This is a genomic window from Paenibacillus sp. V4I9, assembly GCF_030817295.1.
Classification (GTDB): domain Bacteria; phylum Bacillota; class Bacilli; order Paenibacillales; family NBRC-103111; genus Paenibacillus_E.
Window position 1 is genome coordinate 6,340,801 of sequence record NZ_JAUSZE010000001.1, and the last position, 14,369, is coordinate 6,355,169.

General features: G+C 43.9%; 14 protein-coding genes. 1 reads left to right on the forward strand and 13 read right to left on the reverse strand.

Annotated features, from left to right (window positions below; all coding sequences use genetic code 11):
• Nucleotides 1-66: 66 nt before the first annotated feature.
• The 11 genes from QFZ81_RS29265 to QFZ81_RS29315 all read right to left on the reverse strand — a co-directional run bounded on the left by QFZ81_RS29265 (nt 67) and on the right by QFZ81_RS29315 (nt 11,738).
• Nucleotides 67-570: a serine O-acetyltransferase gene (locus tag QFZ81_RS29265; RefSeq protein WP_307438867.1), complete on the reverse strand. Its 504-nt coding sequence runs from the start codon at nt 568-570 to the stop codon at nt 67-69.
• 20 nt (nt 571-590) lie between these two features.
• Complete coding sequence (locus QFZ81_RS29270; protein WP_307438865.1) at nt 591-1,721, reverse strand: glycosyltransferase; 1,131 nt, start codon at nt 1,719-1,721, stop codon at nt 591-593.
• A 27-nt stretch (nt 1,722-1,748) separates the two neighbouring features.
• Nucleotides 1,749-2,909 carry a glycosyltransferase family 4 protein gene (locus QFZ81_RS29275; protein WP_307605608.1) on the reverse strand — a complete coding sequence of 387 codons (1,161 nt, stop codon included), beginning with the start codon at nt 2,907-2,909 and terminating at the stop codon, nt 1,749-1,751.
• Complete coding sequence (locus QFZ81_RS29280; protein ID WP_307438862.1) at nt 2,906-4,090, reverse strand: glycosyltransferase family 4 protein; 1,185 nt, start codon at nt 4,088-4,090, stop codon at nt 2,906-2,908. Before QFZ81_RS29280 ends, QFZ81_RS29275 begins: the two co-directional genes overlap by 4 nt.
• Nucleotides 4,072-4,875: a glycosyltransferase family 2 protein gene (locus tag QFZ81_RS29285; protein ID WP_307438860.1), complete on the reverse strand. Its 804-nt coding sequence runs from the start codon at nt 4,873-4,875 to the stop codon at nt 4,072-4,074. The genes QFZ81_RS29280 and QFZ81_RS29285 overlap by 19 nt, the downstream gene beginning before the upstream one ends.
• A gap of 64 nt (nt 4,876-4,939) precedes the next feature.
• Nucleotides 4,940-6,286, reverse strand: a complete 1,347-nt coding sequence (locus QFZ81_RS29290) for a lipopolysaccharide biosynthesis protein (RefSeq protein WP_307605609.1) — start codon at nt 6,284-6,286, stop codon at nt 4,940-4,942.
• Nucleotides 6,283-7,719, reverse strand: a complete 1,437-nt coding sequence (locus tag QFZ81_RS29295) for an O-antigen ligase family protein (RefSeq protein WP_307438858.1) — start codon at nt 7,717-7,719, stop codon at nt 6,283-6,285. Before QFZ81_RS29295 ends, QFZ81_RS29290 begins: the two co-directional genes overlap by 4 nt.
• Nucleotides 7,720-7,752: 33 nt before the next feature.
• Entirely contained in the window at nt 7,753-8,400 is a 648-nt protein-coding gene (locus QFZ81_RS29300) for a CpsD/CapB family tyrosine-protein kinase (protein WP_307438856.1), read from the reverse strand.
• Nucleotides 8,381-9,136, reverse strand: coding sequence for a YveK family protein (locus QFZ81_RS29305; protein WP_307605610.1), 756 nt, complete (start codon nt 9,134-9,136; stop codon nt 8,381-8,383). The genes QFZ81_RS29300 and QFZ81_RS29305 overlap by 20 nt, the downstream gene beginning before the upstream one ends.
• An 86-nt stretch (nt 9,137-9,222) precedes the next feature.
• Nucleotides 9,223-11,115, reverse strand: coding sequence for a polysaccharide lyase family protein (locus QFZ81_RS29310; RefSeq protein ID WP_307605611.1), 1,893 nt, complete (start codon nt 11,113-11,115; stop codon nt 9,223-9,225).
• 188 nt (nt 11,116-11,303) lie between these two features.
• Complete coding sequence (locus QFZ81_RS29315) at nt 11,304-11,738, reverse strand: hypothetical protein (protein WP_307438848.1); 435 nt, start codon at nt 11,736-11,738, stop codon at nt 11,304-11,306.
• Nucleotides 11,739-11,916: 178 nt separating this feature from the next.
• Here QFZ81_RS29315 and QFZ81_RS29320 point away from each other — a divergent pair, with 178 nt between their 5' ends.
• Complete coding sequence (locus tag QFZ81_RS29320; RefSeq protein WP_307438846.1) at nt 11,917-12,288, forward strand: helix-turn-helix domain-containing protein; 372 nt, start codon at nt 11,917-11,919, stop codon at nt 12,286-12,288.
• A gap of 200 nt (nt 12,289-12,488) precedes the next feature.
• Here QFZ81_RS29320 and QFZ81_RS29325 read toward each other — a convergent pair whose 3' ends face one another.
• Both QFZ81_RS29325 and QFZ81_RS29330 read right to left on the reverse strand, forming a co-directional pair.
• The gene (locus QFZ81_RS29325) at nt 12,489-13,046 is read right to left on the reverse strand and encodes a site-specific integrase (RefSeq protein ID WP_307438845.1); all 558 of its coding nucleotides are present in this window, start codon (nt 13,044-13,046) and stop codon (nt 12,489-12,491) included.
• A gap of 77 nt (nt 13,047-13,123) precedes the next feature.
• Nucleotides 13,124-14,143, reverse strand: a complete 1,020-nt coding sequence (locus QFZ81_RS29330; RefSeq protein ID WP_307605612.1) for an LCP family protein — start codon at nt 14,141-14,143, stop codon at nt 13,124-13,126.
• Nucleotides 14,144-14,369: the final 226 nt, after the last annotated feature.

Consider the following 14,369-nt stretch of genomic DNA (forward strand, 5'->3'; position numbering starts at 1 on the left):
CTCCTTCAAAAGTACCTTGATACACTACGTATCATTAAGTGTATGAAAATATATGATCAATCCTTTTCATTCATGATCACGTAATATGTTTTTTGCTGGAACACCTATGGCGGTTGACTGTGCAGGTACATCCTTAACCACTACGGCATTGGCCCCGATGCTTGCATCATGACCAATCTTAACCGGACCTAATATTTTTGCACCTGCACCAATGAATACACGATCCCCAATTTCTGGTGTTCCAAGATGATTTCTTCCGCCAATCGTCACGGCATGAAACAGTGTCACTCGTTCACCGATAATCGCATCTTGATGGATAATAATTGTATTAAAACCGTGGGGTAGGTGCATTCCGGAACCAATATGACACTGGGCTGGAATCTGGGCATGGCAGCAAATACGAATGAAGATCGCATCGAGTATGCGATAACAAATCCATAGCAGCTGCCTCACCAAGGGGATTTTCACCTTGTAATAAATCCAGTGGCCGAATCGGTATACGGAAATAGCCATAAAAATAAAGGGGTCCTTCCAATTGTTTGCAGCTAAATCCTTGAAATAAACAGACATATGTACCTCCCATCCATGGATCAAATAATTACTCCGTAGGCGGCTCTTTGCTCCCTTTCGGTTACAAATTGATAGTAGGACTTTTCAAAGTAGTCGGTGAATTTACCTTTAAATGTGTCGATATCAAATTTCTTAGCATATACGTTAATCGATTGAGTGTTCCAATCGAAAGACTCTGCCTCTCGAATTGCTGAAATTAGTTGATCAACATTTTGCCTCTCGAAGTACAGCCCATTCGTATAGGGGACGATCGTATCTAATGCGCCTCCAGCCTTATAAGCGATCACTGGTCTACCCGCGGCATTGACCTCTAGTGGGGTAATACCGAAATCTTCTTCCCCTGGGAAAATAAAAGCTTTACAGCGAGACATGAGATCACCCACCTCCTCATCTTCCAGCCTACCGAGAAAATGGATATTGGCATTCGCCATTTGGTTTAATCTTTGACGATCTGGACCCTCACCTACAATGTACAACGGCAAACCCAGCTTATTAAACGCTTGAATGGCCAAATCGATTTTTTTATAAGAGACAAGCCTCGACACAATGAGATAATAATCATCAACCTTGGAAGAAGGCATGAATCTGGAGGTGTCAACTGGCGGAAAGATGATATCCGCTTCTCGGCTATAATAGTGCTGAATGCGCTTCTTCACAATGCTGGAGTTCGCTATAAATTGATTTACGCTGTTTGAGGTTTTACGATCCCAATGACGTAAATAGACCGTGTAGGCTTTCAGAAGCGTCTTAAGCATTTCCGGGCTTGGGTCTTCTTTCATATAATTGGTGAAATCCCAGGCAAAGCGCATTGGGTTATGGCAGTAGCAGAGGTGAAACGTATTTCTAGGCACCTTAATGCCTTTGGCAAAAGCACTGCTGGAGCTAATAACGACATCGAACTCTCGGAAGTCCAGATCACGAATGGCAATCGGATATAAGGGGAGCAGATTTTTGAAATGGGTGCTTATCCCTGGCAACTTTTGCATCCATGAGGTTCGAATGTCTGCATCCTGTAAACCTTTCAGCAGTTTAGAAGAGTCTTTGGCTGTGGTAAATATAGGAGCCTCAGGAAACATAGTATGCATAACGTCAACTACCCGCTCAGCTCCACCCATTTGTATGAGATAATCATGAACAATCGCTACTTTCATATGAATCATCCTTTATCCGATGGACTACTAGCTTCTCTGAATCACTTGAGGGTAGAACCTTACCATTTGATCTACAGCATTGTCGATCATAAAATATTGCTGTACACGCTTCTTGCCCTGCTCACTCATTATCTGACTTGTTCCGGGGTTATCTATGACCCATAGAATCGCTTGCTCCAATGCTTCCGGTTGGTTGGGTGGAATCAGCAGCCCTGTTTCGTTATGAACAACGATTTCCCGCGGACCTCCTTCATTCGAGGCGATAACGGGCAGACCCGCTGCCATACCCTCCACGATCACCTGTCCGAAGGGTTCCGGAGAAATTGAAGTATGTACTAATACATCCGCTTGCTGCATCAAGGAGCTAACATCATTCACATGCCCAAATAGGGTCACATTCGTTAGCTTCTTTTCCTCGATCATTTGGATTAATCTGTCCTTATATGCTTGTTCTCCGAACAACGCATCTCCAGCGATCCAAAACCGAACGTGTGACTGTGGCAAAAACCGCTCCGCAGCGGTCAGGAGTACATGCTGTCCTTTCCATTCCGTAAGACGCCCAACGAGCAACACAGTAAAGTGCTTTTTGCTTTTAAAAACCTTCACTTCTCTGCTAGGTGAACCGCTAGGTTCTGCAAAAGAGGGATAAATAACGATATTCTTTTGTCTGCGTGACGACTGGGATAAATTCAGTGACGATAAGGTCGTATTCGAGTTGGCGATAATTCCGTCTGGCAAATAATGCGCTAAAGTCTTGATCCCTTTGGCCACGATGGACTTCAAATACGGCGGCGCGACAATATCATGAATATGCCATACCAAGGGCAGTGCGCTTAGTTTCGCAGCAATTGCACCATAGATCGCTGATTTCAGCGAATTCGTGTGGATGCATGTCACTTGCTCCTCCTTCAGCATCCGAGCAAGTAACCTTCCGTACTTGATCATACTGAACGCCGAGCTAATGAGCTGTAGGTTGATGCTATTGCGGTTTCGTTTTCTAACCTTTTCATCTAACGGAACGATACGAACCTCGATACCTGCCTCTTGCAGTTTAATTGCTAATGGGCCATCCTCAGCAAGAAAAACAATCGGGTGAACCGGTTTATTGACTCGCGTTAACAGATGAAATAAGGCGATTTCGGCTCCGCTCCACTGAGAGGTATGATCGAGATAAGCGACACGTATCATACGATTACCCCTTTATCCTGCAGTGCCAGCTCGAAAACCTGATCCACTTCTCTGGCTGTATTTCCCCATGTAAAGCGTGAACACACATAGGCTCTGCAGGATGCAGCGGATGGCCAACTCTCAGGATGTTTCAAAATCGGTATGAGTCCTTCGGCCATGTCATGGCTTGAGGTTCCCTTGAACAAGAAAGGCGGATGAAATCCCTCCAAAATTTCTCTGTTCCCGCCTACTGGCGTAGCGGCTACAGGTAGTCCGCTAGCCATCGCCTCCACTGTAATGAGACCAAATCCCTCTAAGGCTTGGGTTGGAACTACAAACAGATCAGCGGCCTGGTAGTAGAGTGGCAGCTGCTCATCTTTGACATAACCGAGCAGTTGAATATGATTCTCTAGGCCATGGCTTTGGATCTTCCTTTTCAGTTCTTCCTCTAACGGACCTTTACCACCAATGAGCAGCAAGGCGTTAGGCACAGCTTTAATGACCTCATTCCATGCCTCAATTAGTTGAATGATTCCCATGCGATGGACGAGCCTGCGAACGGTCAGCACAACTAGCCGATTCTCAGGCAGCAGCAGTTGAGACCTAACGGACCGCTTACTTGGCGCTGGTTGAAATCTCTCCGTGTCCACTGCGCCGGGGACCACGTGTATTTTCTCCAAAGGAACCTCATATTTCTCATGCAGCAAATCTCTAAAGTGTCCACTTAACACAATAATGCGGTCTGCTGTACGATACATTTTCATTTCAATCCGTTTAGCCACCAAGGCTTTCAACTTCAGCTTGGCACCGCTACCCTCTAGCTTCATTTCTTCCGCCCATGGACCGTGGAAGCTCATGACAACTGGAATATTTCTTTTCTTTGCCTCTAGAGCGGGGCCTAATCCATACGGGGCAAAGTGCGTATAGACCAAATCTACTTCATTGCTTTTCATTCGGTCTTTGGCATACTGTCTGAATGCTTGCTGGCGTATACTCATCGTTTCCTTCGGGCTGGCAATTGAGAAGAGTTTAAGCTTGCCAGCTGCCTTCTCCGGTGGTCGATGACAGCAAACAAGTGCCTCAACGTGATGCCGAAGTCCTAGTGTTTCGCAAATTGACTGGTAGTACGTGTTAAGTCCACCCGCCTCCTGTGTCGGCCAACCTTCTCCAGTGGCAAGCACTTTTATGCTTTTTCCGGACATGGCTTCAATTCCTTTCTTCCTCTTTCATCACCTAACGTGAGCTCATACAGCTTAATGAAGCGTAAATATTCATAATAGCTCCACATGACGGCAACCGTTAATCCAGCTAACCCTTTGCGATATAAACCTTGAAGGAAGTATTGCTGGATAAAGCGAGCTGGCGGGCGCCAAAGCAGCGGATAAATACGGAATGCCTTTCCCTTTTCGTAGTAAGCTTTCTGAGCTTCGAGCCCTGTATACATATTGAATCGCTTCACATGATCATCGATACTACGAAAACCTTCATGCCACAATACACCTTCGAGCTTAACAACATGTTCATTCGAAATCTCTGGTGTCTCGTGGACAAGTGTTTCCTTGATTCGAATTTCCTTTTTATTGTAAAGCCTAGTTAAATATTCCCCCTTATCCAGCCATTTGTTCAGGAAATTACCGATCCGGTAAATGGCATAAGCACCGCCGTCCTGCTCAGAACTCATCTTCCAAGCCAGAAGTGAGTTAGCCAGCACATCATCAACAAATTCGTCTGTATCGATAAAAAACACCCAATCATACGTCGCTTGATCCGCACCGAAATTACGCTGCTTCGCGTAACCCGGCCACGCATTTACTAGGACTCTGCAGCCGATATTTTGGCAAATTTCAACGGTTGCGTCACTGCTGCCTCCATCGACAACAAGTATCTCATCCGCAAATGGCTGACAGGAGCGAACAGCTTTGACAATGCGCCGTTCTTCGTTTTGCGCAATGATGACAACGGATATCTGTCTCTTTGTTTTATTCATACCCCTACCCCTTTCATATTAAAATGATACTTTTTGTATCATTGTATACATACCTTTTTGCATGTTAGTTAGACATTGTATTCTTTCGTAATTTCTCTTTAAGCCAATGGACATCGGCACGCGTTAGAAATGGCTGTGGAAGAGGTACCTTTAACGTGATAGGGTAGTTACTTAAAATAAAGATGAGACGGATCACTGAGGAAATGAGCATGGCATAACCCGCACCGATGAGGCCGAATTTGGGAACTAGGACGAATAATAGCGGAATCGTGAGCCCTTGTCCGATCACCTGCAGCAGCGAAACCATGACAGGACGTCCTAGTGCCATAAAGGCTTGCGCTAGCACCAAAATCCCCCCTGCAAGTACGACTTCAGCAAGTAACAGTCGAAACACAGCCAATCCGCCTTCATATTGCTTTCCATAGAGGAGAATAAGTAGGTATGGAGCGATTAGCATAACCGCAAGCGCTGCGATCACTGTAACGAAGCTGCTGATTCGAAACACGCGAAGGGTCAATTGGATGGCATCCTCTTTGGCAAGTCCCGCTGCCTTGGGAAAAAGCACAGTAACGAGTGAGCTTTGCAGGATCCCAATCATGCGTGCCAGACTCAAAGAAACAACATAAAGACCAAGGTCTGACGGGGATAACAAGCCTACAATGATGACCTGATCCATATACATGGACAATGTGCCCATGACATCGATGCCATACGAACTCAGTCCATAGTGAAACAGTTTGCGAAACGAGAGGATGAATTCCATTGTTTGATTGCCGTAAATCCGTAAAAAACGAATCATTAACCAGATTGTCAATGGGAAAACCGGCAGCATATAGGCAAGCGACGAAGCAAAGGCCGTCATCTGATTCGTCAATACCAAGATCAAAAGCAGAAGCAAGGTCACCATTTGCGGAACGGATCGTAGGCGATCATATAACTGAAACTCTCCTCTCGCTTGGAGAGCTGACTGATTCATTAGGGTTATAAGCGCCAAGGGTGACAATAGCATAGACCATTGTGCAAATCGAACAACCTGCGAAGAGTAGGTGTCCAACCATATCGGGATGAAGGTCATACCGATAGCTAGTGCGATCAACCCTAGAACCAGACTTTGCAGCAAGGCCGTTACATAAAACTCTCCCTCTTTCTCCGGATATTTCTTCATATGATAGAGAAGCGCAGAAGGCAATCCGAACGTCAGCATGGCAGCCAAAAAGCCAGGCCATAATATCATAACAAATTGATCACCGCGTCCACCCGGCCCTAAAAACCTGGCACAGACAACACCAGTCGCCATATTAATAAGTAAAATAAGCATGCTAGTTGCAACCGTCTTGAGAGAGCTTGCTAGGCTATCTTTTCGTTTAAGGAAATGGGAGACCGATCCGTATAAGGCTGTTGTTCCAATCATTTCAAATCACCATCACTCTCCTGGTAAGTCCCCACAAGACCAGCCCCTACCAAAAACCAAAGAATAACACCATTTAGACCAGTAAAGGCATTTGAAAAAATAAGACTAACAAACGCCCCAGCTAATACAGCTAGTGTTAAGCGAGGACCATTCATGGGGATACTTTTGCTTTTCATAGCAACAATAGCTCGCTTAGCAACCAACCAGACACCTCTGAAGAAAAAGAATCCGAAGACGATGCCGAAGGTTAAGAAAATCGCCCAAAACCCATTGTCGAAATCCCCAAACGTGCCTAATGCCCCCCCATTCTCCAGCTTAGTCCCTACACCGATACTCCCTAGTCCAGATCCGAGAGGATTCTGTAGAAGGGTAGGAATAAGGTTCATAGAAAATGCTAGGCGCTCATTAAAGGATTGATCCTCTGAAGCAGAGCCTAGACTTTGGAAACGGCCCATAATGGCTTCGGCTCCCGGCAGTCTTGAAAGAACGACATACATAACGACGCCAAAGGCGAGTAGACTCAGGATAGAGCGTAATTTATGCCGTGAGTTGTTCGTCAGCATATAGGTAGCAAGTATAATCACCAGGGTGATCCACGACGCTCTCACCATTGTTAGGGCTAAGCATATGGCAACTAGCGCAACACCTAACCACCCCAAGAAACCGCGCCATCTCTGTTCCAGCAGCATCGGTGCCAGAGCGCCTGACAAGAATAATCCAGCAGGTCCTGGAGAATTCAAAGTGGAGAATACCCGAATGCTTAGCGGTTCAGGTCGACCGATTGAATTCATTTCCACATGGTTCATCCAGAATACATCCCACGGAGGTGCAACTAAGTATTGAATGAGACCATATAAAGCAACAATAACGGCAATATTCGCATATGCCGATAACCACCTATCTCGTTCTTTTTGCCCCAGTTTCGACGTGTAGATATAGGGGATAATTAGCAATGGAATGATGTAGCCGGCTAAATCAAACAAGGAAGCAACACCATTTTTCACAAAACCGATACTTAGTCCATATCCACACGTAATGGCAAACCAAAATATCGTCGTTTGAACCGGCTTTGGCAGTTCGTGAATCTTACGAATGATCGGTATTAACATCATCATACTGACAAGTAATGGCGCTATACTCAGTAGAGAAATCGAAGTGTAGCCCCCTGTCAGCCAGTCAAACAAGCGGCGAACTTCCGGTAAGAACGCCCACGTTGCGATAATAGATGGTAACAGCCAAGACGATGACGAGAGAGCAAGAAGAAAGGAGGGCAAGAGGACTGCCAAGAGTAAACTGACTTGAACCACAGTTTCAAAAGGAATCCAGACGCTACCCATACCAATCAACAGCGCAACACTCATCATAAAGCAAAAGAGGAAGAAGGCACTTATTCGCTTATTGATTCTGTTCCCAAACACGTTTATTGACAACATAGATCCTCCGGAGAGCTGTTATTTGAAGAGCATTTACCCATAGCTAATCGTATAGTTTAATATCGATCCTACGATATTTGCCTTCACGAACTTCAGCTTATCGACTGCTTTCTTCGCTAACTGCCGTTTGATTTTTCCATTGCGAATGACAAGTATAACGCCATCACTGCCTGCAGCAATAATTTGCGTGTCTGTGACCGTTAACACCGGTGGAGAATCAATGAAAATCAGATCGAAATGTGTCTTGAGCTCGTGTAACAAATTACTCATCCCATTGGTTAACAGCTCGGAAGAGTATAATGGAATGGGGCCGGAAGGCAGCAGATATAGGTTTGGAATCATCGTTTCTTTAATCGACTGCTTCAGCAAAGCGGAGTTCTCTAATGCTTGTACGAGACCCAACTCGTTTGTATTTGAGAAGATATGATGAAGGGCTGGCTTACGAAGGTCTGCATCAATCATCAATACTTTTTTCCCAACATGCGCGTAAGCCACAGCCAAATTGCTCAGAACAGTGGATTTCCCTTCTCCTGCTGTCGCCGAGGTAACCAATACCGTTTTACAGGCTCCATCCAATGTCGAATACGTTAAATTGGTTCGAATATCACGATAATTTTCCGATATGTAGGAGCTTGGATTCACATGAGTGATGAGATGGAAACTATGATTTTGCCGCAGCATAGGACGCCTCGCCTCCTTTCACTTGTTTAGAAGCCGGAGTTTCCTGCTTATTCATATCCCTACGCTTCACTTCGGATACTGAACCGAGAGTAACTATTCCAAGGTAACTCGTGATATCCTCTTCTGATTTAATCGTATCATCTAAGAATTCAATCATAATGACCATACCAACTGCAATCAGTAGGGATATCATCAAGCTGCCGAGCAAATTACGTTTCAAATTCGGTGATACCGGGATAGGATCTACAAATTGCTCTTGTGCTTCATTTAAGATAGTAACGTTATCCACATTCATGATTGTCAGGATTTTGGAGCGAAACATGTCTGCCACTGCATTGACAACCGCAGCCGCATGTTCGTAATCTTTGTCCCTCATACTAATCGTCATGACTTGTGTTTCCTTGATCGAGCTGACGTTTACTTCCTCGTTAAGCTCTTTCACTGTTAAATTCAAATTCGGATGCTTCTTGATGACTTCGTCCATCACCGCACGCGATTTCAATATTTGCTTGTAGGTCTCGATGAGTTGGATATTCGTACGTATAGAATCAAAATTAAGCTGTTCGGAGCCAGCATATTGTGAAGCTTTATTTACAATCAGTTCTGCAGATGCTTGATAAACCGGCTTAATCACATACTTACTTATAAAGGCTGTCGTTAAGCAGGATATCAAAACAAACAGGATAATAACCCACAGGCGGCGTTTGATCACACTTATGTACTGTTTGGCTTCCATTCGTTTCTCCCATTCTAATCATTTTTGTGATACGATATGTATCTTGTAACCTTAATCTACAATACAATTTGTATCTTGTCAACGTATCATTTCTCTATTTTTTTGTTCAAAATGTATTGCACGGCTTCCCCTGGTCCAAGTTCTACCCGGAGGTCCAAATCCGGCCCCGCCCATACTTCCTGCACGTTCGTTTTGGCTAATCCGAACGTCTTCCCTGCACCTATTCGCTCCCCTTCATAGGTCCCCTTCTCAGGCATCGTGACGCGCACATACATCGTTTGGGTCGACGTTTCGAAATTCACAAAATTGAGCAAAATTTTATTGGTTGCTCCTTTAGCAGGAAGGAGCGGCAGAGTAGCTGTGTTTACGGCACGAAAATACACCTTCTTATTCGCGATTGACGACGCATTCAAGTAGTCATAAGACAGCGGTGCGCCATGCGTCGCATACGCCAATGCTAGTCGTCGATACGTTTTCAATCGCGAATCCTCTTGGTTAATTCCAGGATAGGCCGCCGTATCAACCGGATCATGCGTCGACCAATTAAAGTTATCTTGGAAGAGTCCGTACTCAGGAAAGAACGCAGCATGCTGTAAAAAAACATCAGCAAACCCAATGTGTGCTCGCATAATTCGATCAAACACGGATGCATGTGGCTGACTGGAGCCGTAGTCAGGATTATCCGTGTGTGAATCATTTGCTCCCATCTCCGTGACAAGCATTTGCTTAGCAAGTCCCTCATGTTCGTCATTCAGAATCTTTAAGGTTTCCTTAAAGCTGCCTCCCTCATCGTCGGCATACGAGAGTCCGTAGCTGTGTCCGTTAGTAAGTTGAGTTTTCTGCTCAATCTCCATCCGCTGGTGAGCGTCCCGTTCCCAGCCATCCGGCTGTCCGCCTGTTGGCCAATAGGCCCAACCAGGAGATATCGTCAAGACATGCTTCGGTTTAATGGAATTTACATAATCCGCTATGGCTAAATTGACTGCTTTGGAGCGGTTAAACAAACCGGGCTCATTATCCACTTCATAGTAGTTTATATACGAGCCATATTTTCGGAAAAATTGATCGATATTTCTTTTGATATCATCCGGAAGCGTTTGATTGGCGGTAAGCTTAAATGCTGTATTTTGATAATCGGCCACGATACGCATGTTGTAATCCTTCAAGGTTTGCATATACGTTAACCCCGACTCCTGCCACTGATGAGGCTCCACATCACTCCAAAAGGCTGTACGCATGACATTCCCGCTGTAGGCTATACCCAGCCACTTCAAGACCGTTGGCAAATGTCGAATCGCGTTGACAGTATAACCGAAGTCTCCTTCGGCTACCATCGTGCCCATCTGCACATACCGGCCATGAAGCGGCTCCTTAGCAGGCTCTTCCAGTGCCGCAAGCTTCAAGTAATCCCATTCCCACCAAAGGGAGGAATCTTCTGCTTCCGAGCACCACATACAACGCACCGCCGAAAGCTGCAGCACATTCAATCCTGTGCGCAAAAATTCCTTAGGGATGTACACCTGATAGCTTTCTTTGTAAGTTTTAGAAAGAGAGGTTTTTCCCACACCGGCGATCTGCAGCATACCCACCATCGTATTATTGGACCATACGGCCATTTGCGGCACAGCTTTGTCAGCTTGAATGATCTTAAAGCTTAGCTCTGCCCCATACTTCGGAATAGATGCAAGCTTGAACTCCAGCCTTATATTGGGATTAACGTCGCGCTTCATACCCTTAGGTATAGCTTTCCAATTACTTTGCTTACTCCAGTTGGAAGGTACAGCAACCACGGAGGTTTGCTGCTTCGGATACGAGCTAAACTCATTTGAAGAATTATCGTCAAGCCCCAGATTCCAAATAACCTCATTCTTCTCCGCTGCTTTCCCATGGATTTTCTTTTCATGCTCATGGAATATGAACCAAGCCACAGGTACCATCAATATGCTTATCATCCAAACCCATTTAACCCGATTTCGCACAATAAATCTCCTTTTCCGATTAACTAATACCCGTTTATCTATAAAAAGAATGGGCAAACCACCCTATACAACGTGTGCAAGGGTATTTAAATTAGAGAGGCCCCTCTAGAGGACGCTAATGAGCGGTAATCAAGAAGGGCTCCCTTTATTGTCTTTGATGGTCAAACTGTTAGAATAGCCCCTTCGGTTTAGCAAGAAATATCAATGTACTGCTTGTCTGGAGCATTCTCAAAGAAATAAGTGTAACTTTGGATGGCTTGGCAAAGATCAGGTTGTGGATCCATATAGGATTTCAGGACATATCTCCCAATTTCTTTGCCTCCGCACCAAGCTGCTTCATACAAGTACCCCTGTTCGACAGCTTGTTTGCCTGTAATAATGCCCTCTGCCATAAAGGGTAGTCCTTTCAGCAGCAGTTCGAAGCTCCAAATGATGTCTTCACGAATAGGAATACTTAAAGAAGAAAGAAAACTCAGCCCCTTGGTATGGATTTCAGACAGTGTTACAGGCGTATGTTTAGATGTCATTCTCTGCTTTTTCATTTGGACAATCTTAATAAAACTATAGCTGGGCTGCTCCTCATCGAGATCGAACTTCCGTTTCATCCTAACGTTATCACCCATTTTTTCAACTTCCTTTGCGTAAAATTGAAGGAAAACCTTCTAAAAAATACATTATGTATCAAGAAAATCAAAGGAAGTCGACATTTTTCGTTTTCATATCTAGTAAAACACTGGTATAATAGGTCTAACATTGCGGTAATAATACTACTAATCATCAGGAAATGTGAGGAACTAGAAAATGACGACATACGGGGACAGAATTGCCCTTCTGCGGGAAAAGCATGCACTTACCCAGGAAGATCTAGCCAATAAGCTGGGCATTTCAAGAGCCGCGCTATCACACTATGAGACTTCTCGTAGAGAGCCGGATTACACAACTATCAATAAAATCGCTTCGTTTTTTCATGTATCTATAGACTATTTGCTTGGAAGAACGAATCAATCTGATCGTATTCTTGATGAAGAAGTGAGAGATTTCGTGGATAACCTAGAGCTTTCAGATGAAAAGATTATGGAGAAATTTGCTTTAACTGTTGATGGAAAAAAGTTGTCTCCGGATGAAGCAAGACGCTTTATTGCCTTTGTGCGGGCTGAACGTTCCCTTGATTAGAGTAGGGTTCCTTCTCGGAATCACGTTCGCCCCACAGCATAAATAAATGTAGATCCAACCCTGTTTGCCTTAGCACATCCATAATATCAAGCTTGGTTTGTCCCTTTTTCTCCATAATCGATCCTCTTCCTAGGTCATGTAATCTTTTCTACCATGATCTTTTTCCTATACACCTAATTTAAGATACATTTCGTATCATGTCAAGCATGCTTTTTATTCATTGCTGGCTGCTGACCGATTTCCATCTGATTTTCGGTTTGAACACCAATGTAGCGCAGTGTAACCGATGGAGCCGAATGATTAAACAGATCACGAAGGACAGATATATTTTTCGTTTTTTGATAATAGTGATATCCGAACGTTTTTCTTAAGGTATGTGTGCCAATATCATGAAGACCAATTTGCTTAGCCGCTTCATTCAGAATGCGATAAACTCGGATCCGCTTAATGGGTTTGCCTGTACGTTGGGATGGAAACACAAAATCGTTATCATCCATGAATTTCACATACTCCAAGATGGACTCACCCAGTTTGGCGTGTATCATGAATGTTTTCTCTTTACCCGTCTTTTCTTCTCTAATCATAACTTTATTCTTGCCCTTCAGATCCTGAACCCTCAAGGTTAGCAAATCACTTAAATGCAACCCTGAATTAATGCCAATTGTAAATAAGAGCCAGTCTCTATGCGACTGCCTAATTAATATCTCTTGCATTTGTTCAATCTTTTCTTGCTCACGAATAGGTTGTACAACTTGCATGCAACAACGCTCCTTTTTAGGTTATATTTTATGAATGATACAAAATGTATCTTAATTCACATGGGTCGACATACAAACTAATTACCGCCTTTATCCTTTAAAAAAGTCTCACTTAACTCCCTTACCATTACCGTATCGGGAATCCAATAATATAAAGGCATTTTCACAAGAGGATCCATTAGGGTCTCACTATGTCCAGGGATTTGCCCAGTCCTAAAATCATCTGCCTTCAACCCTTTGAACAACCAAGCCATGCTAATGAGGTCTTCGTCCTTAAAATTCGTATCCAAGATATCCTTCTTTACTTTCATTAATAAATTGGCTATGTCTCCGATATGTTCAGGCTTTAATAATTCTTGTGCGACATTTTTCAAAATTTGCGATTGTTCGCTTTGACGCCCAAAATCTCCATCCGCGAAGGCATATCGTTCTCTAGCCAAGCTGAGTGCAAGCTTTCCGTCGATATGCTGAATCCCTTTGGTCAAAGTCTTTTTCGCGTGGAATAAATAGATATCATTGGCGATTTCAACATCCACCCCGCCAATCGTATCGATAAAACTCTCGAATCCTTTAAAGTTCGTCTTCATGTAATAATTTATCGGTACGTCCAAAAAATTACTTACAGTTTGAAGAGCCATCTTCGTTCCCTCTTCATTTCCTCCCTTCGATTCACCAATAATATGAGCATGGTTAATCTTGGTATACCCAACTCCCTCGATGTTGACACGTGTGTCTCTAGGTATAGTTAAAATATTTACTTTGCGTTCCGACGGAACAATATGCATGACCATCATTACATCGGATCTGGAACTCTCATCCTCTCTGGCATCAATGCCTAGAATTAATAAGTTAAATGTCTTGATGCTCTTCGTCTGTTCAGGTGCTGATTGAGCTTTCTCTGGAGCTTTTTCCAACGCATGGACTGGCGTGACTGGCGTTTCCGTTTCCACAATGACTGTTCCGACAGGTTGGCTTAACACGGGTACATCCATTTGCTGAAAGTGACGATTAGGCTCATACTTCCAGTAAAGAAAACCTCCTAAACCGACGAATGCGAAAAAGGCAAAACCTGCTGTGTATACGCCCCAACGCTTCATGGGAACACATCCTTATTTTCTTCAGTTCCTACGATACATATCGTATCATTACATGTATACAAAAACAAGTGTTTTATAAAATTCCTATAAACGAAAGTGCTGAAAAAGTAAAAAGAGAGCACTCGTGTTTGCGAACAATGTAAGCCCTTTCCTTGAGAGCGAGAATTACCAAATCTTCAATTTTAGCTAATTTCAAAATATACTAAATTTTGATTATATACGACAA

Coding starts and splice junctions, on each gene's coding strand:
- QFZ81_RS29265 (WP_307438867.1), bottom strand. CDS start 570: ATGTCTGTTTATTTCAAGGATTTAGCTGCAAACAATTGGAAGGACCCC.
- QFZ81_RS29270 (WP_307438865.1), bottom strand. CDS start 1,721: ATGAAAGTAGCGATTGTTCATGATTATCTCATACAAATGGGTGGAGCT.
- QFZ81_RS29275 (WP_307605608.1), bottom strand. CDS start 2,909: ATGATACGTGTCGCTTATCTCGATCATACCTCTCAGTGGAGCGGAGCC.
- QFZ81_RS29280 (WP_307438862.1), bottom strand. CDS start 4,090: ATGTCCGGAAAAAGCATAAAAGTGCTTGCCACTGGAGAAGGTTGGCCG.
- QFZ81_RS29285 (WP_307438860.1), bottom strand. CDS start 4,875: ATGAATAAAACAAAGAGACAGATATCCGTTGTCATCATTGCGCAAAAC.
- QFZ81_RS29290 (WP_307605609.1), bottom strand. CDS start 6,286: ATGATTGGAACAACAGCCTTATACGGATCGGTCTCCCATTTCCTTAAA.
- QFZ81_RS29295 (WP_307438858.1), bottom strand. CDS start 7,719: ATGTTGTCAATAAACGTGTTTGGGAACAGAATCAATAAGCGAATAAGT.
- QFZ81_RS29300 (WP_307438856.1), bottom strand. CDS start 8,400: ATGCTGCGGCAAAATCATAGTTTCCATCTCATCACTCATGTGAATCCA.
- QFZ81_RS29305 (WP_307605610.1), bottom strand. CDS start 9,136: ATGGAAGCCAAACAGTACATAAGTGTGATCAAACGCCGCCTGTGGGTT.
- QFZ81_RS29315 (WP_307438848.1), bottom strand. CDS start 11,738: ATGGGTGATAACGTTAGGATGAAACGGAAGTTCGATCTCGATGAGGAG.
- QFZ81_RS29320 (WP_307438846.1), top strand. CDS start 11,917: ATGACGACATACGGGGACAGAATTGCCCTTCTGCGGGAAAAGCATGCA.
- QFZ81_RS29325 (WP_307438845.1), bottom strand. CDS start 13,046: ATGCAAGTTGTACAACCTATTCGTGAGCAAGAAAAGATTGAACAAATG.
- QFZ81_RS29330 (WP_307605612.1), bottom strand. CDS start 14,143: ATGAAGCGTTGGGGCGTATACACAGCAGGTTTTGCCTTTTTCGCATTC.